The organism is Helicobacter saguini, from assembly GCF_000762875.2.
Lineage (GTDB): Bacteria > Campylobacterota > Campylobacteria > Campylobacterales > Helicobacteraceae > Helicobacter_A > Helicobacter_A saguini.
In genome coordinates this window covers 32,583-59,141 of the sequence record NZ_JRMP02000008.1, presented here as the reverse complement: position 1 = coordinate 59,141, position 26,559 = coordinate 32,583, and the positions used below count along the sequence as shown (strand labels likewise).

The following is a 26,559-nucleotide window of genomic DNA, read 5'->3' as shown; positions in this document are numbered from 1 at the left end:
ATATGGAAGGTTTCATACTAAAAGTTACAAAAAGTATCAAAGAAGATTTGATTGTAAAAGTGCTGACAAAGAGCCATTTTTACACGCTTTATCGCTTTTATGGGGCGCGTCACAGCATTATTTACACGGGGCGTAAAATTGATTTTGAGATTGAATATCAAGGCGTGTATATGCCTAAATTACGCAACATTATGCACCTTAGCCGCGATTTTGAGCGCGATATTAATCGTGTTTTTATCTGGCAGCAATTCTGCACACTTTTAAGCAAGCATTTGAGTGAAAATATCGATGTGCCTAGCTTTTATTTTGACCTGCTAGATACGCACTCAAGGTCGCTAAATAGGCAGAATCCTAAGCGTGTGGTGATTGAAATGTTTTTGGAAATTTTGGAGTTTGAAGGGCGACTTTATAATGAAAAAACTTGCTTTCTTTGCGGGGCTACTTTGGGGGAAAATGTGGCTTTAACGCAGAGTTTTTTACTTGCATGTCCTGGCTGTGTGCTAGAGCCTGTGATACTAAAAAAAGACAAAATTTTAGAACTTTTTAGCACAAAAACTCTAATAAACATAACTGATGTAGAATCTACACAAATCTATGAAGTGATTTTAAAAGGGCTGTGAAAAGACTTATTATTCATTCTTTACAATTTATATTATAGAATCTAAATTTATTTCAAAATTCAAAGGTTGCGAAATGTTAGAAGTTTTAATGATTGAGGATGATGTCGAGTTGGCGGAGGTTTTGAGCGAATATCTTAGGGAAAATGACATAAATGTAACAAATTATGATGAGCCTTACACTGGGATGAGTGCGTTGGCGACTAAAAATTTCGATTTATTGTTACTAGACTTAACACTGCCGAATTTGGATGGCTTAGATGTGTGTAAAAAAGTAGCAAAACAAAAGAATATTCCCATCATCATCTCGTCTGCTAGAAGCGATGTCAATGACAAGGTCAAAGCCCTAGATTACGGCGCGGACGACTATATCGCAAAGCCTTATGACCCAAAGGAGCTAGTGGCGCGCATTCAATCCTTAATCCGCCGCTATAGCCAGAAAATGGCAGAGGAAAATAGTGCGGATAAGTCGGCGATTTTCCGCATTGATAAGGATACGCGTGAGGTGTATTTTAAGGATAAAAAGCTTGATTTAACGCGCGCTGAATACGAGATTTTAACGCTTTTGATTAGCAAAAAAGGGCATGTTTTTAGCCGTGAGGCGATTGCTATAGAATCTGAGTCGATTAACCCGGAGAGTTCAAATAAAAGCATTGATGTGATTATCGGTCGTTTGCGTAGTAAGATTGAGGAAAATCCTAAAAATCCGCAGTATATCATATCCGTTCGCGGCGTGGGATATAAACTCGAAGCGTAGGTTATAGAATCTACTTTTTTAAATCTTTAAGGATAAAAATGCGTGATTTGAGTTTTGGGATTATTTTGCCTATTGAAAAGTATAATAATGAGTTAGGAAAAGTTATAGATTCTATAATTAATCAAAAATATAGTAATTTTTACGCATTGCTTGTTGGGAATAATTTTTCACAAGAAATGTCGTTAATGTTTGAAAAGTTAGATTCTAGATTTATGTTTTTAGAATCTAAAAGTTTAGAATCTTCTTTTATGGAATCTAGTTCTTTAGATTCTAATGGCGTTTTTGATTATGCAAAGGCAAAAAATGTGGGAATTGAATTTTTTAAATCTACTATAGAATCTAATTTTGTTGAAACAAATATGGAATCTAATTTTTATAAAATAAACTTAGAATCTAGCCCTAATAATACGGGGGGGGGGGGGGCAAACACCCTTTATCACAATACTAGCAAAATCATAGAATCTAATACCAAAGATTCTAAGATTCAAAACATAGAATCTAAAGACACAAATTCCCCCCTCCATTGCGGAGGGGGGTCAGGGGGGTGGGTAAAAAACACTACTATAGAATCTAAAGAATTTAATTTGCAAGATGATAATACAGATTCTAAAAACATAGAATCTAAAATCCACACTTTTAAACTAAACGATAAAAATACGCTCCACACGCACAATAGCCACCTTAAAATCCCAAAAATTGATTATATTTATTTTGCAGATTCTAATATTTCTTTAAGGCAAGATTGTTTAAGCGAATGCAAAAAAATTATAGAATCTAACAACGACCAAGATTCTAATAATCCTAATAAAACACCCATAGAAATTATATATTTCAAAATATTTAATCATTTTAAAGATGTGGAAACTAAAGATTTTATGGAATCTTTGCTTTATAATATTGAGCATGAAGTGTGCGGGTTTAATTTTATTACACACTTGATGACGCAAGAAATACCTGATTTTAGCTTTAGTTATGATATTTTGATTAATTTTAACTTTTTAGTTACTAAAAATATAACTTTTATGGAAAATATATATGATTATATGAAACTTTTTAGCGTTTTAGTTATAGCAAACGCTAGTCGCATTTATATCTTTCCACAGAATCTTGCCTTTCAAATTTCAATGCAAAACATAGATTCTAATAATACCAAAGAAATCATCGCAAAAAGCTATCTAAATATGGCACTTGCTTTAAGTGCATTTTGCGAAGATTCTAAAGAAGATTCTAAAAACACAACAGAATCTAACCCCAAAGATTCCAAAGAAAACATAGAATCTAAAATTCAAGATTCCAAAGAAAACATAGAATCTAAACTCATTAAACAAAACATAACATCACTTTTCACATATCATTACTACACAAAAGCCCTAAAATTATTAGATAATAATCCAAGCGACAAAATTATAAATCAAATAGAATCTTTAAGTCAAAAATTCCAAAATATAAAACCTATCACTTCAAATAACAATAGCATAGAATCTAAACTAGGACAAGCAGTAAGCCAAGCAAAACGCAATATCAAACGCACCTTAAAACTACCATTCACTTTACTAAAAATCATAAAATCCAACAAAAACGCCAAACAACAGCAAGAAAATCAAACCCAAATCATAGAATCTAAAGACTACAAACTAGGCAAAGCCATCTTAGAATCTTACACCAAAAATCCACTAAGCTTTCTAGCATTACCCATAACCCTCCCACTTTTAAATCGAAAAATAAAAAAACAACTCCGCAAAGAAGCAAACAAAATCCATGAAATACAAATAAATCCACCCAACAAAACCAAACCAAAACTAATCATCAATCAAGCCGACGTAGGCGTAGGCGACTACTTAGGACTACGCCCACTTTTCCCACAAATACGAGAATATTACAAAGATTATGAAATCACATTCCTAGCCAGCCACCGCTACATTGACATTGTCAAAGAATATGACAAAGACTACATTGATGTGATAATTTACTGCGATATAAACGATGAGGGCAAGGTTTTTAGCGATTATAAAGCCTTTTTTGAAAGCAGATTCTATGATATTTTGCTATATCCTTACACAATCAATGACTGGTTTGTCCATTTAAGCGAGATTATAAAAGCAAAAGTCAAAATCCTAAACTACACAAATCCACTATTTTTAGGCAAAAATCGATGCGAAGAAAATAAAATCTACTACACAAATCAAATCTACACCACGCAAGATGACATTTTTGAAATCTATCGCTACAAAGAATTTTTCGAATCTCTTTTCGCCAAACCCCTCCAAACCCCAAGCATATCTCTCCCCTTAGACCAAGATAGATTTAGTAAAATCAACTTTGACTTTACCCAAAAATACGCCATTATTTTCCCCGGCACCACCGACATCCACAGAATGTATGACATAAACAACTACGCCGCACTAGCCGCCCATCTCCACCGCAAATATGGCATCATTTCCTACATCTTAGGCGCACCACACGAAGACGCCCTAGCCAGCACCATCACAAACGACTACATCATTAGCCTGTGTGGCAAATACAGCCTTGTGGAGATTCTATACATCCTAAACAAAAGCAAACTAATCCTTTGCAACGACAGCGGCGGATACCACCTAAGTATGTGTGTGGCTAGTAATATCATAGTGATTTCAGGTGGTGGCGTTTGGACTCGCTTTGTAAATTACCCAGATGAATTTAAAGTAGGCAAATTAGTCTCCACACCCCTGCCAAAGATGTCTTTGCTAATCCATACTACGAATATAACTTTAACAACGCCCTACTAAACTCAATCCCTGTCCGCCAAATAATTAAGCTAATCGACACAATCCACGCAAAAAGATTCTAACTATTACGGATTTTTTCATATTCTATTGGGATTAAATATTTCTCCAAATTTTTGCTTAAATCGCGATTGTAGATTCTGGCGTTGTAGCCGATTTCATAGAGTTTTTCAAGGGCATTTTTTTGCACTTCACTCATAGTTACAGAATCTTTATTCGCATAAAGGTCAAGATATTGCGAAAGTTCATTCTCATTTACACGCACAAGATGATTTTGCAATAGCATTTGAGACAAAGTTTTTTTATATTTTAAGCCGATTTCAATCGCTCTTGTTAGAATTTGCTCCAAATTTATCGCACGATTTAGCGGAATGCTTCGCCTTAGTGCCATCCCGCCAAGTGGCAGTGGCAGGGCATTTTCACCACTTAGCTCCTGCCAAATATCCCACAAAAACGCTTCCACCACAAGCTCGCTAGAAAAGTTTAGAATCTCCTCATGGATTAGCACGCCAGCATCGCACTCACCGCTAAGCACCGCCTTTTGTATCTCCATAAAATTCATAAAAACGGGGCGCGCGTTGGGATATTTCAGCAAAAAAAGCAGGGCATTTGTCGTGTATTTTCCACTTAATGCAACCTTAAAATTGCGTTTTAGCTGCGTTTGTTTTTTTTTAATAACTTTAGGTCCATAGCCATTCCCAAAGCTCATCGCCGTCCTAAGCAGTGCGTAACTCTCGCAAATATGCGGATACAGCCCAAATGAAATCGCGCAAATGTCGTATTCACCGCTTAAACACGATTGATTTAAACTCTCAATATCAAGGGCAAAATTTTGCAAAGGATAGGGCGAGCTAACCCAGCCAAATTTAATCGCATAATACATAAAAATGTCGTCCGCATCGGGGCTGTGGGCAATTGTGTAGGCATTGTTTTTCATTGTTTGCATTCTTAGACCTATAAACAAAATTCTAAAACACAAATTATATAAAAATAATTCATATTTGTTATTTGTATTTATAGAATCTTACCTTGCGTATTTTAGGCTTTTTTGCCATAAATATGGGTTTAAATCTATCCAAATATTATCTCCAGCGGTGTAGCTAGATTCTATACCATTGCAAATTTTAATGATAGAATCTTGCAGTTTTTTAGAATCTTTTAGTAAATTACATTGCAAAAAATCCCTTGAGTGAGCAATATCTAAAAACCATTCTTTTAATCCATTGTGATTTTTATCTCGTTGCATCCATTCAATCATAGGTGTGCTAAAGCCCATCTTAGACTTTCGCCACACTACAGAATCTGGCATAATATCACACATAGAATCTCGAATAATTCGCTTTGTATAAGCATAGCCATTTTTGCAAGTGCCTATTTTATATGAAAAAGGTAAGCTAAAAACAAACTCAACTAGCCGATAATCCATAAAAGGCATACGAATTTCCACGCCATTAATCATAGAATATCTATCATAGTTACGCAATAAAGTCGGCAAAACACTCACATCAAAAAGCTCATAAAGCCACTTGCTAAAATAATCTAAGCGTTTATATCCTTTGTGTAACGCATTTTGCCCCACATTTGGCATAGGCATTTTTCCCTTGATTTTACGGCGAAATAGGCGAAATAAAAGCGTCCTTGCTTCCTTTTTTAACTCCTTTTGGCTTAATGGGATAAAACGTGCGTCATTATAAATCTGCAACACTTCCTTTTGCATTTTAGGCGAAAACTTGCAATCCCAAATCGCATTTATCACATGCCCATACCCACAAAATAGCTCATCTGCCCCATGTCCATCAAGCGTAACGCTAACCCCACGCTTTTTTATCGCACCATAAGTGGCAATCATCGGCACAGGACTAGTCATATACACTTCCTCAAACATGTAAAAATATTTCTCTATATTATCCCAAAACTCAAGTGGATTAATCTCTAAAAACTCACCTTTAATGCCAATATAATCGCACACTGCTTTTGCATATTCGCTCTCATCTAGCTTCGTATCCTTAAAACACGCAACGCAAGCGTGCTGCCAGTCTTTACTAGCGCGTTTTGATTCTAAATGGTTTTTTGAAATATATGACATTGAACACATCGTAGCTGATGAATCTACGCCGCCACTTAAAGCCGTACCTATTCGCACGTCGGAACGCATCCTAATTTTTACTGCGTCTAAAAATAAAGCTCTAAATTCTTCTTGGGCGTCCTTATAGCTTGGAATCTTTTGTCGCAAATTATCCAAAATATGATAGTAACGTTGCGGTTTTAAATCGTTTGTAGATTCTATAGAATCTAGATTGAGATAGGCAAAATGGGCGTGTGGGAAACGCTCTATCCCTTCAATCAGGCATTCACTCGTGCTTTCATACTCAAAGATTTTGTAGGCTAGATTTTTGAAATTTTTAGCAGGATTTATAGAATCTAAAAAAGGATAAATCGCTTTCATTTCACTAGCAAAAATAAATGTGTTACTTTTAATATCGCTATTTTTACTAGCATTTTGCGGTGGGATAAAGGCGTAAAAAAGCGGCTTTTTGCCAAATCTATCACGTGAAAGAAAGATTCTATTTTTTCTATAATCAATAATAGCAAACGCCCACATACCATTGAATCTATTTAGACACGCCTCGCCCCACGCATCAAAACTCGCCAAAATCACCTCGCTATCACTATCAGTGTGGAAAATATAGCCCATAGAAATTAGTTCATTTCTTAGTTCTAAAAAATTGTATATTTCACCATTAAAAACTAGGGAATATAGAATCTCGCCTTTGTTTTGGTTATTATTTATGGAATCTTGTGGGTTAGATTCTATGAGTTTATTACTTAAAATATTATTGTTTATTGTAGAATTTATAGAATCTTTAGATTCTATATTTTGCGTATTTTTATGATTTGAATTTATAGAATCTAACCTGCTAGATTCTATCATTTTGTTAGAATCTTTATTCTCATTTTGTATAATATTATGATAAGGTGAGCTTACCCCCCCCCCCGTAACATTAGATTCTATAACCATTTTATTGCTAGCATAAAAGTGCATAGGCTGAGCCGCATTATTGCTTAAATCCACAATGCTAAGACGCGTATGCCCTAGAGAAACTTTGCCATTATGATACACGCCACATCCATCAGGACCGCGATGATTGAGAGTCATTAACGCAGATTCAAACAACTTTTCATTCACACCACCTAGAGTAATGCTACCTAAAATTCCACACATATTTATCTCCTTTGAAATTAGAAATTATAAAGTTGAAATATGAATATTTGCACTAAATTTTATAAGTACACGTATTAATCATTATTTACAACCTAATGTACAACTCACATGATTAAACATAAAAATTTTGTGTAAATTTATAGCTAAGCAATCTTGTAAAATATATTAATACTATATAATTTGTAAGATATTTCAACAACACAAGTGGGAATAAAAAACAGACAAACAACTCTCTATAACTTTGACTCTTCGCGGCGTTGGAGTAGTTCCCATCTATCATTTACATCTTTTTGGAATTGCTCTATTATGTGCTCATTTTCTGGTTTAAATAAATGTTTGAATCTGCCCTGGGCTGCCAAGTATTCACGCACAGGAATGACTTTTTTAGGGCGATAAGTGATACGAAGTTCATGCCCATCGATAATCTCATAAAGCGGAAACACAAGGCTATCCACGGCTAAGTCGCTCATCTCAACGGTGTTATTTGACTGGAATTTCCATTCAGTCGTGCAAGCACTCATCGCGTTTATGAAAGTTGGTCCCTCAGTGTCAATGGCGCGTTTTATCTTAGCATTCATATCTTTCCATTTATTTGGCGCAACTTGCGCGACATAAGGGCTGCCATGCGCTGCCATAATGGCTAGTAAATCTTTCTTTTTTTGCTTTTTACCATAGCTAGTAGAACCAGCAGGTGTGGTGCTAGTGCTAGCTCCAAGCGGCGTGCTACCGCTTCGCTGTCCGCCCGTATTCGCATAGACTTCATTATCCAAGCACACATAAGTAAAGTCATGCCCACGCTCAAAACAACCGCTAATCCACTGAAAGCCGATGTCATAAGTGCTACCATCGCCGCCAAATGCGACAAATTTTGGGCGTTGCCCTTTGTATTTGCCCTTTCGTTCCAACGCCTTATACATTGCCTCTGCACCGCACGCGGCTGTCGAGCCATTTTCAAAGCCTATGTGAATCCACGGCACATCCCAGCTAGTGTGTGGGAAAACTGCCGTTGATACTTCTAAACAACCTGTTGAGTTGCCTATTACAAGGGGACCATCGACTGCGTTTAGCACTTCTCTAATAATCATACCATGTGCGCATCCAGGACACAAAAGGTGCGCGCCTTCGAATTTGTCCGCAGATTTGCTAAATTGTTTTAGGTTTTTAAATTCTTTTGTCATTTTCTATCCTTTTTGCATAAAATTTGTTTTTTAGAATCTTTTTTAGATTCTATAATATATTTCACTTTTCTAAAATATACCCACCCCCTAACCCCCCCCCCCCAAATATTAATATAAATCAGGGAGGGGGGAATCCCACTTACCATTAAGGTAAGGAAAAAATAGGGAGAATAGAATCTAGATTCTAAAAACGCACACTTTTAAAGTGATGGATAGAATCTAGATTCTATAAATGTTAAAGAACGTTAGAATCTAAACAAGCGTTGGTGAGTGTATAGATTCTAGTATTTTGCGTGTAGTTTGGATTTTCCTTTTTCCCTGCGAGTGAGACTAGACTAAAACGTCTGTCGCAACGAGGCAGGGAAAAAGAAAATTCAAAATCCAAACGGAAGACGAATCTCCTTTGGCTAAAAATAGCTAAGTTTTGCGCCTCTAAGCCCTATCCACTGCTGTGCCTTGTGCGTTAGTTTCCCAGCCTTAGCATTAGAATCTAGCTCTTTATAAATATCCATAATCTCGCGAATTGTCAAATCCCGCTCACCCAAACCATAGATATAGTTTGATAAAATAGGCTTCTTATCATTGCCTAGATTTGCTTGATAAATCGCAGTGCCTACTTCATTAAACATATTTCCCATAGCCCCAGCAGGTGAAGATTTATCCATAATTGCCACAGCTTTCACATTTTTCAGTGCATTGCCTAGCTCAATATATGGAAAAGGGCGTAAGACGTGAATTGTTACAACACCAGCTTTTACGCCATTTTCACGCATTTTTTTCGCCGCCACACGCGCAGATTCCGCACTTGTACCGATTGCAAAGATAGCCACATCCGCATCATCCATATCATAAGTCATTACAGGATGATACTCACGCCCCGTTTTATCCTTAAACTCTTTAAACACACGCTCTATAACCTTTATAGATTCCATAATCGCCGCATTTAATTGCGCCTTATGCTCGTAGTGCCAGTCCTCTTCTGCTTGCGCTCCATAAGTGACAGGCTTACTAAAATCTAAAAGCGAATTTTTGACCTTATATTCGCCGATAAAGTTATAGGCATCAGCATCGCTTAAAGGGCGGACATTTTGCGCGGTGTGCGAACTTAGAAAGCCATCTTGATTTACAATAGTAGGAATGCGCACATCATAATCTTCAGCGATTTTAAACGCCATAAGGTTAAAGTCGTAAGCCTCTTGTGGATTACAAGTGCAAAGCTGAATCCACCCAGCATCACGGCAAAGATACATATCAGCGTGGTCGCCATGAATATTTAAAGGCGAAGCAAGGGCGCGATTGACAAGATTTAATACAATCGGCAAACGCATACCACTTGCCTGATAAAGCACCTCAACCATCAAAGCCAACCCTTGAGAGCTAGTCGCAGTCGCCACACGCCCACCAGCTGCTGCCGCACCTACGCAGCCACTCATTGCCGCATGTTCAGATTCCACAAGCACAAACTCACCATCAATATATCCATTGCTAATAAAAGTCCCATAATTTTGCACAATCGGCGTAGATGGCGTGATAGGATATGCCGCTACCACATCGATTTGCGCTTGTCGCAGGGCATGGCTTGCCGCTGTGTTACCATCCCACACTTCCACTTCGTGTAAATCATAAACTTTCGCCATTTTCTACTCCTTTACCTTTTTTTCTTTCGCTGGCCACTCTTTTATGGCGTCTTCAGTCGTCATAAAATCTTGGAACATAATAAGCGACTTAGGATTAGTAGGACACACTTCAGCGCACACGCCACAGCCCTTGCAGTGCTTGTAATCAACGCCCTTCATTTTCTCATCACGCACCAAAATGGAGCTATCAGGGCAATAAACCCAACACTGATAGCAATTTATGCAGTGATTTGTGTTATACACAGGCTTTATCGTTCGCCAGTGCGCGACACTTTGGGTATACATACTGCCATTTGTGTAGGCGCGATTTTCTTGATGATTTGCGACATTTTCCTCGCCATTTACGCTTGATTCAAAGGGGAATACGACAGCCCCGGGTAGTAAGTCATTCCAACCATTATTATTTGTATTTTCCATTATCTATCCTTTAAACACAGAATCTAGATTCTATAAACTATTTTACCTCGTCATACGCACGCTGAATAGCTAGCATATTTGCATCGATAATTTTTTGTGGCAATTTCTTACCCAAAACCTTTTTAAACGCCTCCTTAAAATCCTCAATACCAAGAAGCCCAGAAATCTTTATAAAAGCCCCAAGCATCGGCGCATTTGGTATCGGCTTACCCAAGCAGTCAAGCGAAATCTTAATGCAATCTAGGATATACAACTCGCGGCTTTTAAGCTCAGGCTTTTTTTCAATCAGCTCATCCTTGCTTAAATGCGTGGTGATGATGTATTTTGTCGTAGGCTTCTCATTCTCAAAAATGTCCGCGATAAATGTAAGCCCCGGGTCAATCACTAGCACATAATCAGGCTCCATATACTTCTCGTGATTTAAAATCGGCGTATCATCAAACCTATCAAACGCCGCCATAGTCGCACCACGTTTCGCCGAGCCATAAGTCGCAAACGCCTGCACTTCCTTGCCGATACCAGCAATCACATCAGCCAAGCCCTTAGCGCCGGTTACCGCGCCTTGCCCAGCCCTGCTATGCCATCTAATCTCTAACATATCATCTCCTTTCAACAATGAAATTCGTCTTCCACGTTATCCTTCACAAAAACTTTTCCCCTGCTAGTTGCGACAGCCAAAAAGGCTAGTCTCACGTCGCAGGGAAAAAGGTTTTTGCAAAATATATTTAAAATACTAGAATTTAGAATCCACTTACTACGTTAATTCTAAAGATTCTATATTTCTATAGAATCTAAATCGCATTTTGCATTTTAACATAACCCTAAAATGTATAAAAACTACACATTCTCATTTTTAGCCATAAAAAAGTGTTACAACTTAACAAGATTCATAACTAAATTTCACAAAAATTTTTATATTCATAAGATTATGTTAATTGAAATTCTACCAAACTTTTTACATTTTTGAATGTTTTTAAGAATCTAAACCCCCAAAAAATAATAAATTGTAGAAAAAAGAAACATTTTTTTATAGATTCTATAATTTAGGATATAAAAAAGCGGATTTTAATCATTTTTTATAGAATCTTTAAAATTTTTCTCTAAAAATTCGTCTAAATTGTATTTATTTCGATGATTTTCCGTGAAAATATGCACCATAATTTCGCCCAAATCAATAATTATCCAGTCCTCACTACTATCATCAACGGCGTAAAACTTCGCACCCAGCGGCTTTAAGCCCTCTTTTAAATACTCTAAAAGCGCCAAAGAATGCTTGCCAGCCATAGAAGTGGCAATCACCACAAACTGCGATATATAGCCCTTTCCTTGCAAGTCTAACACATTTATATCACTTGCCTTTTTGCTATCCAAAATCTCGATTATAGAATCTAGAACTTTTTTCGTAAATTGTTGCTCTTTTGTATCGCTCATTTTTGTCCTTTTATCACTTGTTTATTTCTAAAATTACAGAATCTCTAACTTTTTGTGGGATAAAATCAATATTAGATTCTATATTTTTTCTAATTTCAGTAGATGAAATGTTAAAATTAAAATCTAAAAGTGTAATTTTTATATTGTGTTTATTAGCAAAATCGTAATATTTTTTAGAATCTTTTTGATTAGATTCTATATTTTTTTTAGAATCTTGCCTCTTAGATTCTATATGTTGCAAATCTATTTTTTCCCCGCAAGGAGAATTTAAATTTATAGAATCTTTTCGCGTAAAAACTACAAATTCTGTAACTTTTTTAAGTTTCTCAAAATCTTTCCATTTTGGTAATTGAAATAAATTATCGCCACCGATTAAAAAATAAATCTTTTTTGCGTTGTAAAGATTTTTAAAATGCAGTATTGATTCTATACTTGCAACTGCCCTATTTTGTGCTATTTCATAATCGCTTATTAGAATCTTTTTTGCGATAGATTCCAAAAAAACGGGCGTTAGGTTAGAATCTTTGCTATTAGATTCTATATTTTCTAATTTTTTAGAATCTAAATTAGTAATTTCGTTATTTTTATAGAATCTAGATTCTATGTTTTCTTTAGAATCTTTAGTGTCCATAATATTAGAATCTAAAAAAACTTCCTTTACCCATTCTAAGCGAGTTTGTGGGCTAAAAATGCTAGAATCTTTTAAAGGATTTTGAAAAGTTGGCAAGATTATTAGTTTATCAATATCTAGTTTTTTTAAAGCAAGTTTTACCATTTCAATATGTCCATTATGAATGGGAGAAAAGCTACCTCCAAAAATTGCAATTTTTTTATAATTTTTATTAGAAATATCGTAATTTTTAGAATCTAAAGAATTATTAGAAATATTAGAATCTTTAGAATCTAAATTACTAACTTTTTCGCATAAATTATTGCTAATATTAGAATCTAACTTGCTAACTTTTTTGCCAAAATTATTAGAAATATTAGAATCCTTATAAATTTTATAACTTTTAGAATCTTTACTCAAAGTTCTAGATTTTATAACATTATTATTTTTATAACTTTTTTGCATAAAAATTCCATTTTTAGATTCCATAAAAGCCACTATAAAACTCACTTATTATCCTTAGAATCTTTATCTAAATTACCGCTAGATTCCAACCTTTTAGCCTTTTTTGCCAGCCACAAATATATCAAATAAAAGCTCCCGCATATCACAAATGCGCTAGAAAACACTTCAAAATATGAAAATGGGGCGCTAAAATCCCACACTTTTAGCCCAAAGATTTCAAATCCACCAGCAAAGATTCCAAATTTTAAAATATCAAAAAATCTAATAAAATTATAAAAATATTCTAAATATTCAAACATTATTTTTTCCTTTATTATGTTTTTTAGACTTTTTAGATTCTATAACTTGCGAGTTAGATTTTATAGAATCTTGCGACTTAGTTTCCTTAGAAACCAAATTAGAATCCAAATTAGAATCTAACTTAGAATCTCTCATCCCAAATTTCCACGTCCCACATTCAAAATTATTAGAATTTCCATAACTTTTCCTTTTAATAATTACTAATAATATAACTGCAACTAGCATCATAACCACACTTAGAATCTGCCCCATAGATAGATTCAAAAAATACACGCCCATTTGGCTATCTGGCTGCCTAAAATACTCCGCAATAAATCTTGCCACACCATACGCAAAGGCATACACGACTATCAAAAGCCCTTGTGTGCGTACTTTCTTAGCAGCAAAATACACGACAAAAAAGACCACAAAGCCCTCCAAAAAGCCCTCAATTAGCTGACTAGGATAGCGAATCGCGCCCTCAACATAAATTCCCAAAAACTGCCAATTTTCATTCGTAATAACGCGCCCATAAAGCTCCTTATTAAGAAAATTCCCCAGCCGCCCAAAAATATACGCCAGCGGCACGCTAAGGGCAATCAAGTCAAGGAGCGAGAGAATACTCACACGCCGCACATAGCTAAACACAAATGACGCCAGCAAAAAGCCAAAGACCGCGCCATGATAGCTCATCCCAGCGATACCGACAAACTCGCCGTCAATATAAGGATTAAACGCCTGCCAGGGCTGCGTAAGATAGTAAGCCGCATCATCGGTGTAAATTAGCAGATAGCCAAAGCGCGCGCCCACGACAACGCCAATCTCACACCAAAAAAAGTAGCTATCAATCAGCTCGCCTTGCAAATGCTTAAAACGTGGCATAGTGCGGGCAAAATACTTCGCACTAAAATACGCAATGAGCAGCGCAGCAACATACGCCATACCATACCAATGCACCTTGATTCCAAAGATTTCAAAGGCAATGGGACTAAAATGCGAATAAATTTCATTCCAATAATTCATAATGTTTAAAAATCCAAAAATAAAATAAACCAAAATTCTATATAAATTTTGTTGAAGTTTAAGAATCTAAATATAGAAATAATATATTTTTACCCATGAAATTTCAATTTTAAGCAATGCTGTCTATATTTCTTGTAATGTATACATTTTGGTTGCGGAGGAGGGATTTGAACCCACGACCTTTGGGTTATGAGCCCAACGAACTACCTGGCTGTTCTACCCCGCGATATAAAACTCGCTTTAAAACAATTTACAACTACAAAAAGCCACTTTAAACAATCGCAATTATAAAAAGTTACTACAAAAATTGCGATTATAAAAAGCCGCTTTAAACGTCTTTGTAAAACATAAAGCCGCTAAAATATTAGAATCTAATGTTACAAAATCACACAAAAGATTCTAAAAACTAAAAATATTGCTTAAAAAAAATAAATTGTTAATAAAATAATGCTTAAAAATGGCTGGAGTACAAGGATTCGAACCTCGGAATGGCAGGACCAAAACCTGCTGCCTTACCGCTTGGCGATACTCCAACAAGAAACAATCTAATTCAAAGAACAAATAAAAACGCAAACTATACCATAATTTTGCTTAAAAGTCAAATAAAAAAGCTATAATTTCACAAAAATAACCAAAAAAATGTAACATTAACGACACAAAAGGCACAAAAAATGTATAAAAAACGCGTAGAGGACGCCATCGAAGCCATAAAAAAAGGCGAAATGATTATCATAATGGACGATGAGGATAGGGAAAATGAGGGCGATTTGGTCATGGCGGGCATTTTTTCCACGCCGCAAAAAATCAATTTTATGGCGCAAGAGGCTTGCGGGCTAATCTGCGTTTGCGTCACAAATGAGATTGCGCGTAAGCTTGATTTACCCCCGATGGTGCGGCACAATAGTAGCAATCACGAGACGGCTTTTACCATTTCAATTGACGCACGTGACGCCAAAACGGGCATTTCAGCTTACGAGCGCGATATGACAATTCGCCTAATGTGTAAGGAAAACGCCACGCCGCAGGATTTTGTGCGACCTGGTCACATTTTTCCGCTTATTGCAAAGGAGGGTGGCGTGCTTGTGCGGACAGGGCACACTGAGGCTGGGGTTGATATTTGCCGTCTGGCTGGGGTTTTGCCCATTGCAGTCATTTGTGAGATTATGAAAAAAGATGGCACAATGGCAAGGCGCGGCGACAAATTCTTGCTTGATTTTAGCAAAAAATACAATCTTAAAATTTTGTATGTGAGCGACATTATTCAATATCGGCTTAATTATGAGAATCTAGTGAGCGAAATCTCGCATCAAAAGGTGAAATTTATGGGCGCGGATTCTATAAAAATGGAGTTTAAAGACCATTTGGGACGCATTCATACGACATTTTGTTTTGGGGATTTAGATTCTAATCTTGCCACTAGCACAAAAGGTAAGAAAGTTATAGAATCTAAAAGTAGTAAAGATTCTAAGTTAGTAGATTCTAAACAAAAAGGAAAAAAAGTTATAGAATCTAAAAGTGATAAAAGTTCGCCATTTGTGAAATTTCACGCAATTAGAAGCGATATTGATTTGCTAAGTAATGAAAAGGATTATGACGCCTTACTTCGCGCTGTAAAAAAGCTACAAAAAGATGGCGGATATTTGATATTTTTGCAAAATGACTTGCTAGATTCAGCCAAAAACATGGAGCATGTGAAAAGCTTTGGCGTGGGTGCGCAGATTTTGCGACTTTTGAATATCAAAAATTTTCGCCTTTTATCTAGCAATAAAAATGAATACACCGCCCTTAGCGGCTTTAATTTAAAGCTTGTTGAAAAAGTTAAGGTGTGAGTTAGATACTATAAAAGTGCAATTTATTATTTACCAAAAACTCACAATTTTCTTACAAAATATTGGAAATTTGATGAAATTTCCAATAAAAATTAAGACACTAAGGAGCAAATATGCCATTTGTTAATATTAGAATCACAAAAGAAAACGGAGAGCCTACCAAAGAACAAAAAGAAGCTTTGATAGATGGTGTAACAGAACTTTTAGCCAAAGTCTTAAATAAAAACAAGGCTTCAAGTGTGGTCATAATAGATGAAATTGATACGGACAATTACGGACTTGGTGGAAAAAGTATAACTAATGTTAGACAAGAAAACAAAAAAATATAATCTTAAAATATTACTTTTTAAAATACCAATACAACATTAAATATAAATAAGGCTAGAATCCACAATCAATTACCTAAAAAATTTGTGATATATATCACCACACTAAAATATTGCTATTATTCTTAAATTTTTAGATAGAATTGTGATATTTTTGGTGGATTTTTGCAATTATAATTCAAAGCAAAAAAAAAAAAAAAAATCTAGAAAATATAAAGGGCTATGCAACAATGAAATTATTGATGATATTTTTAGTATTTTTGAATTTTATTTGTGCAGATTCTAAAAATACTAACTTTATAGAATCTAAAAATTTCAAAATCCCTGTTGTCGCGGTAAAAAAAGAAAAAATAAGCGAAAGCAAAAGCTATTACGCAAAATTAGAGGCAGACCAAAGCCAAATTTTTAGTATCGTAACGCGAACCGATGGCTTTTTACAGCAGCTTTTTGTCTCACAAATTTATGAAAAAGTTAGGAAAAATGAAGCTTTATTCACATTTTATTCGCCTGAATTAATTGATGCTCAAAGTGAATATTTGGTTACATCACGTTATAATCACGGACATTTGGCTCGTCAAAAATTAGAACTTTTAGGGGTAAATAGTAAGGAAATTGCTAAGTTAAGCAAGGGTAAGATTCTAAATGAGGTAACTTTTTACTCGCCTATTGATGGCGTGATTTTCTCTAAAAATTTTAATGCTGGAAGTGGCGTAAAAAAGGGCGATGAGATTTTTAAAATTGTGAATTTGGATAGCCTTTGGGTTGTGGCAAATATTAATCAAGAGGATTTAGGCTTTATCCAAACTTTAGATTCTAAAAAGTTAGAAAATTTAGAACAAAATACTATAAAAAGTTATGTAATTTTGGATAGCTTTAAAAAGAAAATTCCCATAAAATTTGATATAATTTACCCAAATGTGACTAATAATTTTGTGCAGGTGCGTTTTATTTTGGATAATAAAAATGCTGAATTTTTCCCAAATATGTTTGCAAAAGTGCTACTTGAAAGTGTGCCAAAAGAGCGTTTAATCTTGCCAAAGTCTGCGATTTTGCAGAAAAATAAAAAAAACTATGTCTTTGTAGCAAGCGATGATGAGTTTATGGTGCAAGAAATTGAGGCTAAAAGAATTTTAGGGAGTGATTTTTTTGAGATTATAGATGGGCTAGAAGTGGGCGAAATTGTGGCGAAAAATGCGTTATTTATGCTAGATTCTGACGCACAAAATAACGGCGATTTTGAGTAAATTTAAGGGGTTAAAAATGCAAGAAATTTTTATTGATAAACGCGAATGTGATAAGATGTGTAAGGAAATTTATGGCGTTAGTAGTGAGATTATGATGGAAAATGCTGGGGGATTTTTGGCTCGATTTATCGCTAAGATTTTGAAAAAAAAGTTAGGATTTTTAGAATCTAGATTCTATGAAAGTCTTTTGCCTACTAATTACAAAATTTCTAATTTTAATAAGCAAAAAGATAGTAAAATCATAACTTTTCTTTGCGGTAGTGGTGATAATGGCGCGGATGGAATGGTAGCCGCTCGCATTTTAGATTCTATACTTAACAACCAAAAGGCAAGAATAAATGTGATTTTGCTAAAAAATATTAAGAGTGATTTATGCAAAATGCAGTGGGAGATTTTAGCTAAATTTGGGAATTTAAGCAGTATTAGAATCTTTGATTTTAGTTATTTTTTAGATTCTAAAAGTTTTGAAAAAGCTAATGTAGATTCTAAAAAGATTACTAATTATAGAATTTTTAAGCTAAAAAGTTTGATAAATAATAGTGATATAATTATTGATTGTGTTTTTGGCTCTGGCTTTAATAACACTAAAAGCACATTAAAAAATAATGAAAATTATCAAATTTTACGCGCTTGTCTTTCGCAAAATAAAGCGATTAAAATTGCCTGTGATGTGCCAAGTGGTTTGGGGAATAAGTTAGGAAATTTAGAACTTTGGAGCAAAATTATTAGTGAAGATTCTAAGATTATAGAATCTAGCAATTTAGATTCTATAAATATTAGTGAAAGTGGCGAAAATGCCGATATTTGCGATATTTTATGCAGTTTTGATTATACGATTTCTATGGGTAGTGGCTCGCTTTCTTTATATGATTCAAGACTAAAAGATATTGTAGGGAAAATTAAGATTGCACCCTTAGGTTTTAGTAAAATTTATTATGATAATGCTAAGTTTATAGAATCTAAAGTTATAGAATCTAGAAATATTTCTAATAAAAATACAGAATCTAGATTCTATATTTTGCAAAAAAGCGACTTAGTTTTACCAAAAAGAAAAAAACAAGATAGTAATAAAGGGAGTTTTGGTAACTCTTATATTATTTGTGGCGAGATGAGTGGCGCGGCGACTTTAGCGGCTAAAGCTGCCTTTAGCTTTGGGGCTGGGAAAAGCATTATTTACACAGGATTATTAAATGAAGATTCTAAAAAATCTTTGATTAAAGATTATGAAATTATTTATAGCGAAAAGTTAGATATTTTAGAATCTAAAAATTTTAAAAATACAGAATCTAATTTTATAGAATCTAACTCGCAAAAAACAGAATCTAATTCACAAAATCACGCTCAAAACGCCCTAGCCATCGGCATGGGAGCAGCCTTTGATAAAAATCAATATGAAAAACTTTTTGCAATTTTGCATAGCATTTTAGATTCTAACCCACACACGCCGCTAATTTTTGATGCGGATATGTTTTATCAAAATAAGCTTATTGAGATTTTAAAAAAGGGAGAAAATATCGCTCTAACGCCGCACCCAAAGGAGTTTCTAAGCCTTTTAAAACTTAGTGAAATTCTAAATATTAAGCAAGATTTAAGCTTTGTCCTTGAAAATATTCCAGCTTTAGCGTTAAAATTTAGCCAAAAATTCCCGCAAATCACGCTACTTGTGAAAGGCGCAAACACTTTTATTACGCATAATCGCAATCTTTACATTAATCCGCATGGCGATGTAAGCCTTGCAAAAGGCGGCAGCGGCGATGTTTTAAGCGGCTTAATCGTCTCGCTAATGGCACAAGGCTATGACGCATTAAACGCCGCAATTAACGCAAGCCTAGCCCACGCCCTATCCGCCAAACGCATTACAAAGGCAGATTCTAAAAACATATTAAAATCTAAAAAACCAACAAACCAAAATTGCAAAAACAAAAAAAACAAATACGCAAACTACGCTCTCTCCCCCCTAAAAATCATAGAATCCATACAAATATTATAAGTTATAAAAAAATCGACAATTCAACAAAGTATATCAGTGTAAATTCTAAAACCTACGAGTCATTCCCCTTAAACAACGACTCTAGCGCTTCTACGCCTAGTTTTTTCTCTTCTTTAGATTCTATATCTTTATTTTCTAATGCTTTAGAATCTAATTCGCTAGTAGGTGTTGGGCTTTTCTCCGCGATTTCTTTTATCTCAAAATCAAAGCCTGTGATAAGACTTGCAAGGCGGATATTTATGCCCTTTTTGCCGATTGCTTTGGACTTTTGGCTTTGAGCTAGCTGGATAATTGCGATAGGTCGCTCATTCTCACTTAGCCTATTTCGCTCGATTTTAACAGAGATGATTTGAGCCGGACTTAGCGCTTTTGCTATAAAAATCTCAGGCTGCTTTACATACTCGATGCAGTCGATACTCTCACCATTTAGCTCCTTACTAATCGCGCTAATTCGCACGCCCTTAGTGCCGACCGCCGAGCCTATCGGGTCAATCTTTGGGTTGTTCGTAAAAAGGGCGACTTTTGCCTTTTCACCGGGGATTCGCGCGACTTTATAGATTGTCACTTCGCCATCTTTGATTTCTGGCACTTCAAGCATTAGTAGCTCCTCTATCATCTTTGGCGTGGTGCGGGAAAGCTCGACTTTTAGCCCATTTTTCGTGATTCTAGCCGATTTCAAAATGCAGCGAATGCTCTGCCCGATTTTGAATTTCTCGCCCTTGATTCTATATTTCATCGGCATATACGCCAGCACGTCGCCTATTTCAAGCGATGTGTTGCCGTTATCATCGATATGCACGACATTTGCGGTGACCAAATGCCCGATTTCACTCTCAATTTTCCGCAGGCTCTCTTGCTCACTTAGCCGCTGAATCTGATAGCCGATGTCTTGGAAAATGTGGTTTATCGCGCTGCGATTCATCGTCTCTAAGTCGATTTCATACTCTAGCTCATCGCCTGCTTGCACGCTGCTAGCAAGCTCACGCGCACTACTAAGCGGGATGTGCGTAGATTCTAAACTCGACTCAAACTCGCTATCCTCGCACACTAGCATTTTTTGGGCAAGTCGCAAATCCTTGCTTTCAGTGTCGTAAAACGCCGTGAAATTCGCATTTTCATCGATTTCTTTTTTCGCCATTTTTATCATAGAATCTTTAATAGCTTCGATTACTTGCTCTTCACTCACGCCGTTTTCAGTGGCTATCATACCGACAATATCCATTATTTTTTCCATACTCTCGCCTTGTTTTGTAGAATCTAAATTGCTGAATTTTGTGTTTTTGCTAGATTTTATTACGCAAAATAAAATTTTTGATTATAGCAAAGTTTTATTAATTTGTTTTGTGTAAATTAGATTCTATGACTATTTTAGATTATACACATCAAATGGGTCTTTTAGTAAGTTTTGCAGGATTAAGGATTCACTAAATTCGCTTTTTATATCAAAGTTTTGCAAGCCTTTTGGATTATTTAGATAAAGTATTATTGTTTCTAGGAAAAGAGCCATGTAGTGGCAGTTTATTTGTTTTAAATCGTTGCTTCTACTTGTGATATTTCCTATAAAATTCCGCAATCCACACTCATTTTTGCCACTTAGTGTAAAAAAGATTCTAGAATCATTTATACCCCATTGTAAATATGATTTAGGTAAAGTTCCATAATTATTTTCTCGTGTTGATACTTGCAATGGCTTTATTTTATAATTATATATCTTATATCCATAATGCACAAGCCTAGCTAAAAAAAACATATCTTCACTAGGATAAAAATCATCATCATGATAGCCACCAAACTCTATGCACTTTTTTTTGTTGTGTAATCTTGCGTTAGGATATATAACAAATGGCTGAATGATAGGATTCCCCCCCCCCCCCATTATTATTAGGCACACCAAACCAGCCCCAAGCACCCATAGCTCTATCTAAATAAGCATTAGGAATAAAATTGCGTATAAATTTATGTCGTTTTTTAAAATTGTGTATGCCATGCGTTGTTATACATCCTATCAACGCCGCGTCCGCATACTTATCCATATCCACTAACTTTCTCATTTCTTTTAAATAAGGTGGTAAAAGCATATCATCGCTATGCAAACAGCACATCCACTCACCTTGCGATAATAAAAAACATCGATTCCAATTCCCAAAAAGCCCCAAATTTTCCTTATTTTTATAATATGAAATTTTCCCCTTATAATCTTTTATAATCGCGTCAAACACGCTATTATCATTAAAATCATCAGTATTTTCTACGACTAAAATCTCATATTCTTCATCAAAATCTTGATTAAGTGCTGAATCTATCGCCCTTTTAAGCTGCTCTATTCGCCTATAATTTGGTATCGCAATGCTAAATCTAGGCTTACTTTTCAAATCCTGCTTAGCCAAACACACAGATTCTATATGTGCCTTAGGTGCAAAATTATCAATTTTTCTATAAAAAATAGAATCATCAAAATCTTTCTCAAAATGTCTAGCATATTCTTTGTCTACTTGAAAAATAATATCCAATTGTTCTTCTCTACTCAAATCACTTCGCTTTGCTTCCAAATAACTCATAATACATCCTTATAGAATTTGAGAGCAAATTATACAATATTTTTATAAAATCTAGCTTTTTAGGTAATGCAAAACATATAGTATCCTAGACTTCTTTCCTTATCTTCCTTAAATCCTTTAAAAGCGAGGGTAGGGCGATTAAGATTCCAGAAAAAATAATCAAAATGATACCGCTAAAAGTCATTAAGTTTGGCAGGGCGTCACCTAGCAAGATTCCAAACAAAAGGCTAAATAAAATGCGCGTATAATCAATTGGCGCGACAATTCCAACGGGGGCTGCCATATAAGCGCGATTTAAAAACACCTGCCCTAACGTGCCAAAGCCGCCCATTAAGACAATCATCCACCACTCACGCACCGCAGGGACAACAAATCCACCCACGCCAGAAATAGGCAAAAACATCCCACAAAAGCCTAAAATGCTATTCCCCACGCCAAAGGCAAAAATAATAAACATGTTGCTAAAATGCTCTCCTAAGCCGCGCAGGCTAACAAAGGCAATCGCAAGGCTTAAACCACTAAAGATTCCAACGGCGACATTAACTAGCGAAATGCCATTTAAACGCGGATTACTAATTAGCAAAATACCTACAAAGCCGATAATCGTAGCAAAAATAATAGGCAAAGTTAGCTTTTCTTTTAAAAAAATCGCACCTAAAATCACCGCGTAAATAGGCATAGTCTGGGCAAACGCAGCCGCAGTCCCAAGCGGAATCGTGCTAATATTATAAAAAACCGCCAAAAAACTTAAGCCACCCATAACCACGCGTAAAAATAGGCTAAACCAGCCACCGGGCTTATAAGTTTTTTTATATTTGCGATTTTTATGCGTAGAAAAATTGTAAAGATACATAGAGCCCACAATGATAACCATAATAAGAGAGCGGAAAAACACAGATTCCATCGGCGGTATCCCATCATCGCTTAACGCTTTTGCAAAGGCATTCATTAAGGCAAAGCAAAACGCAGAAAGCAACATAAACATAACGCCAAACGTGATATTACTCATGTTTTTAGCCTTTTCTTTAGCCTTTAATGTATAAAATCTTTTAAATATAAACTATTTATTATATATTAAAACACTTAAGATTTTATGCTAAAATCCTGCTTTTATATCCCACATTTAATAAGGAAAAATATGTTTAATATTGTTTTAGTTTCTAGTAGAGAGTATATAAAATACGCCGCTGTAGTTATTACAAGTGTAGTGCATAATACTGATAAAACCAAAAAATTTAAGGATTTTTTTGATGAAAATTTGCCGTGTATGAAAAATTTGAGTTTGCAAGATTCTGTAAATAATACGGGGGGGGGGGGGGGATCTATAAAATCTAATAATGAGATTCTAACCTACCACGCCCTAGATTACGACACTTTAAGCGATTATGAAAAGCAAGAAGGCTACATTTTTCATATTTTCACACAGAATTTAAGCAAAGATTCCAACACAAAGGACCAAAGTTTAGAATCTAATTTGCAAATACTCCAAGATGATTTAAATAAAATCTATCCTTGTAGCATAAAAGTGCATTATATTAATGATAGTTTGTTTGAAAATTGCGAAAAATGGGTTGGTGCTTACGCTGTATATTATCGTTTAAGAATTACTAACGAAGTAGATTCTAATATTAAATATGTATTATCTTTAGAGTGTGATATGCTTGTAAACGCCGATATTCGTGGACTTTTTACTATTGATATGGAATCTAAGTTTGCTTATGTTGTGCATGATTATTTTTTTCACACACAAAAAATTATACAACACAAATACAATAAAGATAAATTTCTAAACTATGATAAACATTACTTTAATGCAGGTTTTATTTTTTTTAATTTAGAATCTTGTCGCAACATCAATATATGGGAACAAGCAAAACAACTTTTCAAGGATTATCAAATGGACTTTGCAGAGCAAGATGTATTTAATTATATTTTAAAAGGCAATGTCGGTATTTTAAGCCCTTGCTTTAATTATATGAGCTTTGCTTTTGGAAATTATCCTATACGCATTACAAAAGATGAAAATCAACAAAATTGTGATATGTATTACACAAGAAAACAGCTAGAATGTGGCTTAGAAAATGTTGTAGTCTATCACTACACACCATATAAGCCGTGGTCCCCACCAATAGATTCTAAATATCCTAGTAGATATAATTATGCTAAAGTCCTAAAAGCTATACATTTATGGGAAAAATTTGCCAAAATCACGCCTGTGTATAGCGGCGAGATACAAAATGTTTTAGATTCTATAAAAGAAAATGAGTTTGACAACTACACAATTTTCATCGCTAAAAAATTAGAAAATATAGAATCTAATTCCAAAAAAGACTTAGAAAATTTAGCTAAAAAAATACGAAAAAGAATGAAAATACTAATAATATCTCAAATATCACTATTTACAATTATGATATTATTAATTTTCAAGATGTAAAACTATAAGATTCTAAGTATTTAAAGCACAAATTCTATCTACTACCCTACTCTACCCCAAATTTCGTGGGTTTTTGCGATATTTTAGAATGCCCTCAGCGGCGCGGTAGGCTAAAGCTCCCGCAGTATCGGTTGGATTATATCCGCTATTATTTTGGAAATTACCAGCGCCAACTACAAAAAGATTATCCGTATGCCAGTGTTGCAAATAGTTATTTACCACGCTTGTGTGCGGCGAAGCACCCATAGTCGTGCCGCCTGTGTTATGCGTAGATTGATAAGGCACAATGCTATAATCGCTAATATACGCACCTTTTTTGATACTTTTCACGCCATCTAATTTCAAAGCCACTTCCGCACATTTATCCACAAAAAAGCGTTGCAATTCCCTATCTTGATTAGTAAAATTATACGTCATTCGCAAAAGCGGCACACCATAAGCGTCCTTATAAGTTGGGTCTAAGTCCAAATAGTTATTTTTATGCGGCAGGCTCGCCCCTTGCGCATACACATTGATATTTCGCGTGTAGTTATAATTTAGCGCCTTTTTATACGCCGCACCCCAGCTTGGAGTTCCTGCTGGGACATTATTTTGCAGTTGTATTGGGCGATTTCCCATTTGAAATGCTGAAATCATAGCTCCATGCAAAAATTTCACATTTGAGTGGTCAAAATTATCCCCATTAAAATCATCACAAGTAGTCCCTAACGCACCAGCGCCCGCAAATGTATTAAACTGCTCATCAAAAAATGCCAAAGTAGCCGAGTTCATTTGATAGCAATAATTTCGCCCTAACGTGCCTTTGCCTGTTTTTGGGTCATATTGCTCTCCTATTTTGCTAACCATTAATAGCTTTGCATTATTTAGCATATAGCTACTTAAAACCACGATGTCAGCGGGTTGTATAAACTCTTCCATTGTTTTTGTATCGACATATTTTACACCTGTAACCTTATTTCCCCTTTTTAGAATCTGCACTACATTTGCCTGCGTCCTAATAGTGTATTTCCCACTTGCCATAGCCTTTGGGATTACCGTGTTTATGGGCATTGCTTTGGCAGAATATTCACAGGCAAATCGCTCGCAAAACGCGCAATACGCACAAGGGGATAAATCCTGCCCATCAGGGTTAGTATAAGAACCACTTGAGTTACTCGCAGGGACGCGATATGGGTGCAAGCCGCAAGTTTTAGCCGCCTTAGCAAATTTCCTTAGAATCTTAGTGTCCTTCAAAGGCGGCTGTGGATAAGGGCTAGAGCGAAATGTGCCAAGTGATTTTTCAAGCGGATTAGCTTCCCCACTTACCCCAGCAGTTTTTTCAAACTTATCATAATAAGGCTCCATTTCCTTATATGTGATGCCCCAGTCCTCAAGCGTGTAGTCCTTGCCTAGCTTATTTCCATATCGCTTTTGTGATAGTGTTTTAATTTGAAAGTCATAGGGTAAAAAGCGAAAAGTCCAGCCATTCCAGTGCGTCCCAGAGCCGCCGACATCTGTGCCTAGCAGGAATGAGCCCATTTTACGCATCGGCACAGCCACTTCACGCGGAGTGTGGCGAATCGTAACGCTTTCTTTACTACAATCCTGCATAAGACCATAATTTATACCATATCGCCACTCATCATGAATCATCGCAAAATTATCGAGCGTCCGCATATTTCCACGCTCTAAGCTTAGCACTTCAATGCCTTGCTTAGTTAGCTCTGCTGCGATAATGCCGCCAGTCCAGCCAGCCCCGATTGTAACAACATCTACTTTTTTTAATACTTTTGCCATTTT

At 35.6% G+C, this 26,559-nt stretch carries 24 protein-coding genes, 2 tRNA genes and 1 pseudogene; 8 read left to right on the top strand and 19 right to left on the bottom strand.

What is annotated here, in order from left to right; genetic code table 11:
- Positions 1-2 precede the first annotated feature (2 nt).
- The 3 genes from recO (at position 3) to LS64_RS06285 (ending at position 4,139) form a co-directional block, all read left to right on the top strand.
- The gene (recO, locus tag LS64_RS06295) at positions 3-620 is read left to right on the top strand and encodes a recombination protein RecO (protein ID WP_034571252.1); all 618 of its coding nucleotides are present in this window, start codon (positions 3-5) and stop codon (positions 618-620) included.
- A gap of 73 nt (positions 621-693) precedes the next feature.
- Positions 694-1,374 carry an acid response regulator transcription factor ArsR gene (arsR, locus tag LS64_RS06290; protein ID WP_034571249.1) on the top strand — a complete coding sequence of 227 codons (681 nt, stop codon included), beginning with the start codon at positions 694-696 and terminating at the stop codon, positions 1,372-1,374.
- Between the two features lie 38 nt (positions 1,375-1,412).
- A complete protein-coding gene (locus tag LS64_RS06285) occupies positions 1,413-4,139 on the top strand; it encodes a glycosyltransferase family 9 protein (protein ID WP_034571246.1) in 2,727 nt (908 codons plus the stop codon).
- Between the two features lie 58 nt (positions 4,140-4,197).
- On the opposite strand, the gene LS64_RS06280 is transcribed toward LS64_RS06285, so the two are convergent.
- From LS64_RS06280 to LS64_RS06225, 14 genes and pseudogenes are all read right to left on the bottom strand, one after another.
- Complete coding sequence (locus tag LS64_RS06280) at positions 4,198-5,082, bottom strand: menaquinone biosynthesis family protein (protein ID WP_081948298.1); 885 nt, start codon at positions 5,080-5,082, stop codon at positions 4,198-4,200.
- 78 nt (positions 5,083-5,160) lie between these two features.
- Complete coding sequence (asnB, locus tag LS64_RS06275; protein ID WP_237416243.1) at positions 5,161-7,359, bottom strand: asparagine synthase (glutamine-hydrolyzing); 2,199 nt, start codon at positions 7,357-7,359, stop codon at positions 5,161-5,163.
- A 233-nt stretch (positions 7,360-7,592) separates the two neighbouring features.
- Complete coding sequence (locus LS64_RS06270; protein WP_034569821.1) at positions 7,593-8,537, bottom strand: thiamine pyrophosphate-dependent enzyme; 945 nt, start codon at positions 8,535-8,537, stop codon at positions 7,593-7,595.
- A complete protein-coding gene (locus LS64_RS12430) occupies positions 8,534-8,683 on the bottom strand; it encodes a hypothetical protein (RefSeq protein WP_160662249.1) in 150 nt (49 codons plus the stop codon). Before LS64_RS12430 ends, LS64_RS06270 begins: the two co-directional genes overlap by 4 nt.
- 89 nt (positions 8,684-8,772) lie before the next feature.
- The gene (locus tag LS64_RS12425) at positions 8,773-8,922 is read right to left on the bottom strand and encodes a hypothetical protein (RefSeq protein ID WP_160659321.1); all 150 of its coding nucleotides are present in this window, start codon (positions 8,920-8,922) and stop codon (positions 8,773-8,775) included.
- A 22-nt stretch (positions 8,923-8,944) separates the two neighbouring features.
- Positions 8,945-10,174 (bottom strand): 2-oxoacid:ferredoxin oxidoreductase subunit alpha, encoded by a 1,230-nt coding sequence (locus tag LS64_RS06265; RefSeq protein WP_034571331.1) that lies wholly within the window; start codon positions 10,172-10,174, stop codon positions 8,945-8,947.
- A 3-nt stretch (positions 10,175-10,177) separates the two neighbouring features.
- Positions 10,178-10,591, bottom strand: coding sequence for a 4Fe-4S dicluster-binding protein (locus LS64_RS06260; RefSeq protein ID WP_034571334.1), 414 nt, complete (start codon positions 10,589-10,591; stop codon positions 10,178-10,180).
- 37 nt (positions 10,592-10,628) lie between these two features.
- Positions 10,629-11,189: a pyruvate flavodoxin oxidoreductase subunit gamma gene (locus tag LS64_RS06255; RefSeq protein WP_034571337.1), complete on the bottom strand. Its 561-nt coding sequence runs from the start codon at positions 11,187-11,189 to the stop codon at positions 10,629-10,631.
- A 467-nt stretch (positions 11,190-11,656) separates the two neighbouring features.
- Positions 11,657-12,022 carry a ribosome silencing factor gene (gene rsfS, locus LS64_RS06250; protein WP_034571340.1) on the bottom strand — a complete coding sequence of 122 codons (366 nt, stop codon included), beginning with the start codon at positions 12,020-12,022 and terminating at the stop codon, positions 11,657-11,659.
- A gap of 13 nt (positions 12,023-12,035) precedes the next feature.
- The gene (locus LS64_RS06245) at positions 12,036-13,142 is read right to left on the bottom strand and encodes a nicotinate-nicotinamide nucleotide adenylyltransferase (protein ID WP_034571343.1); all 1,107 of its coding nucleotides are present in this window, start codon (positions 13,140-13,142) and stop codon (positions 12,036-12,038) included.
- Positions 13,139-13,396, bottom strand: a complete 258-nt coding sequence (locus tag LS64_RS06240; protein WP_034571346.1) for a hypothetical protein — start codon at positions 13,394-13,396, stop codon at positions 13,139-13,141. The genes LS64_RS06245 and LS64_RS06240 overlap by 4 nt, the downstream gene beginning before the upstream one ends.
- Positions 13,397-13,577: 181 nt before the next feature.
- A pseudogene (gene lgt / locus LS64_RS06235) lies at positions 13,578-14,399 on the bottom strand (prolipoprotein diacylglyceryl transferase); the annotation flags it as partial.
- 149 nt (positions 14,400-14,548) lie between these two features.
- Positions 14,549-14,625, bottom strand: a tRNA-Met gene (locus LS64_RS06230).
- Between the two features lie 232 nt (positions 14,626-14,857).
- Positions 14,858-14,932 (bottom strand) — tRNA-Gln (locus tag LS64_RS06225).
- 138 nt (positions 14,933-15,070) lie between these two features.
- Here LS64_RS06225 and ribB point away from each other — a divergent pair.
- The 4 genes from ribB to LS64_RS06205 all read left to right on the top strand — a co-directional run bounded on the left by ribB (position 15,071) and on the right by LS64_RS06205 (position 19,788).
- On the top strand, positions 15,071-16,228 hold the full coding sequence (gene ribB, locus LS64_RS06220) for a 3,4-dihydroxy-2-butanone-4-phosphate synthase (RefSeq protein WP_034571349.1): 1,158 nt from the start codon (positions 15,071-15,073) through the stop codon (positions 16,226-16,228).
- 113 nt (positions 16,229-16,341) lie between these two features.
- Positions 16,342-16,557 (top strand): 2-hydroxymuconate tautomerase family protein, encoded by a 216-nt coding sequence (locus tag LS64_RS06215; RefSeq protein WP_034571352.1) that lies wholly within the window; start codon positions 16,342-16,344, stop codon positions 16,555-16,557.
- A 227-nt stretch (positions 16,558-16,784) separates the two neighbouring features.
- Positions 16,785-17,798, top strand: a complete 1,014-nt coding sequence (locus tag LS64_RS06210) for an efflux RND transporter periplasmic adaptor subunit (protein WP_118949230.1) — start codon at positions 16,785-16,787, stop codon at positions 17,796-17,798.
- Positions 17,799-17,814: 16 nt separating this feature from the next.
- Complete coding sequence (locus LS64_RS06205) at positions 17,815-19,788, top strand: NAD(P)H-hydrate dehydratase (protein ID WP_034571018.1); 1,974 nt, start codon at positions 17,815-17,817, stop codon at positions 19,786-19,788.
- A 52-nt stretch (positions 19,789-19,840) separates the two neighbouring features.
- Here LS64_RS06205 and nusA read toward each other — a convergent pair whose 3' ends face one another.
- The 4 genes from nusA to LS64_RS06185 form a co-directional block, all read right to left on the bottom strand.
- Positions 19,841-21,022 (bottom strand): transcription termination factor NusA, encoded by a 1,182-nt coding sequence (gene nusA, locus LS64_RS06200; protein WP_034571021.1) that lies wholly within the window; start codon positions 21,020-21,022, stop codon positions 19,841-19,843.
- A 129-nt stretch (positions 21,023-21,151) separates the two neighbouring features.
- The gene (locus tag LS64_RS06195) at positions 21,152-21,682 is read right to left on the bottom strand and encodes a hypothetical protein (protein WP_138127275.1); all 531 of its coding nucleotides are present in this window, start codon (positions 21,680-21,682) and stop codon (positions 21,152-21,154) included.
- Positions 21,615-22,346 carry a glycosyltransferase family 2 protein gene (locus LS64_RS06190; protein WP_052062396.1) on the bottom strand — a complete coding sequence of 244 codons (732 nt, stop codon included), beginning with the start codon at positions 22,344-22,346 and terminating at the stop codon, positions 21,615-21,617. Before LS64_RS06190 ends, LS64_RS06195 begins: the two co-directional genes overlap by 68 nt.
- 85 nt (positions 22,347-22,431) lie before the next feature.
- The gene (locus LS64_RS06185) at positions 22,432-23,355 is read right to left on the bottom strand and encodes a DMT family transporter (protein WP_034571026.1); all 924 of its coding nucleotides are present in this window, start codon (positions 23,353-23,355) and stop codon (positions 22,432-22,434) included.
- A gap of 129 nt (positions 23,356-23,484) precedes the next feature.
- On the opposite strand from LS64_RS06185, the gene LS64_RS06180 reads away from it, so the two are divergent.
- A complete protein-coding gene (locus LS64_RS06180) occupies positions 23,485-24,780 on the top strand; it encodes a glycosyltransferase family 8 protein (protein ID WP_034571029.1) in 1,296 nt (431 codons plus the stop codon).
- Positions 24,781-24,831: 51 nt separating this feature from the next.
- Here LS64_RS06180 and LS64_RS06175 read toward each other — a convergent pair whose 3' ends face one another.
- Positions 24,832-26,556 carry a GMC family oxidoreductase gene (locus LS64_RS06175; RefSeq protein ID WP_118949226.1) on the bottom strand — a complete coding sequence of 575 codons (1,725 nt, stop codon included), beginning with the start codon at positions 26,554-26,556 and terminating at the stop codon, positions 24,832-24,834.
- Positions 26,557-26,559 lie beyond the last annotated feature (3 nt).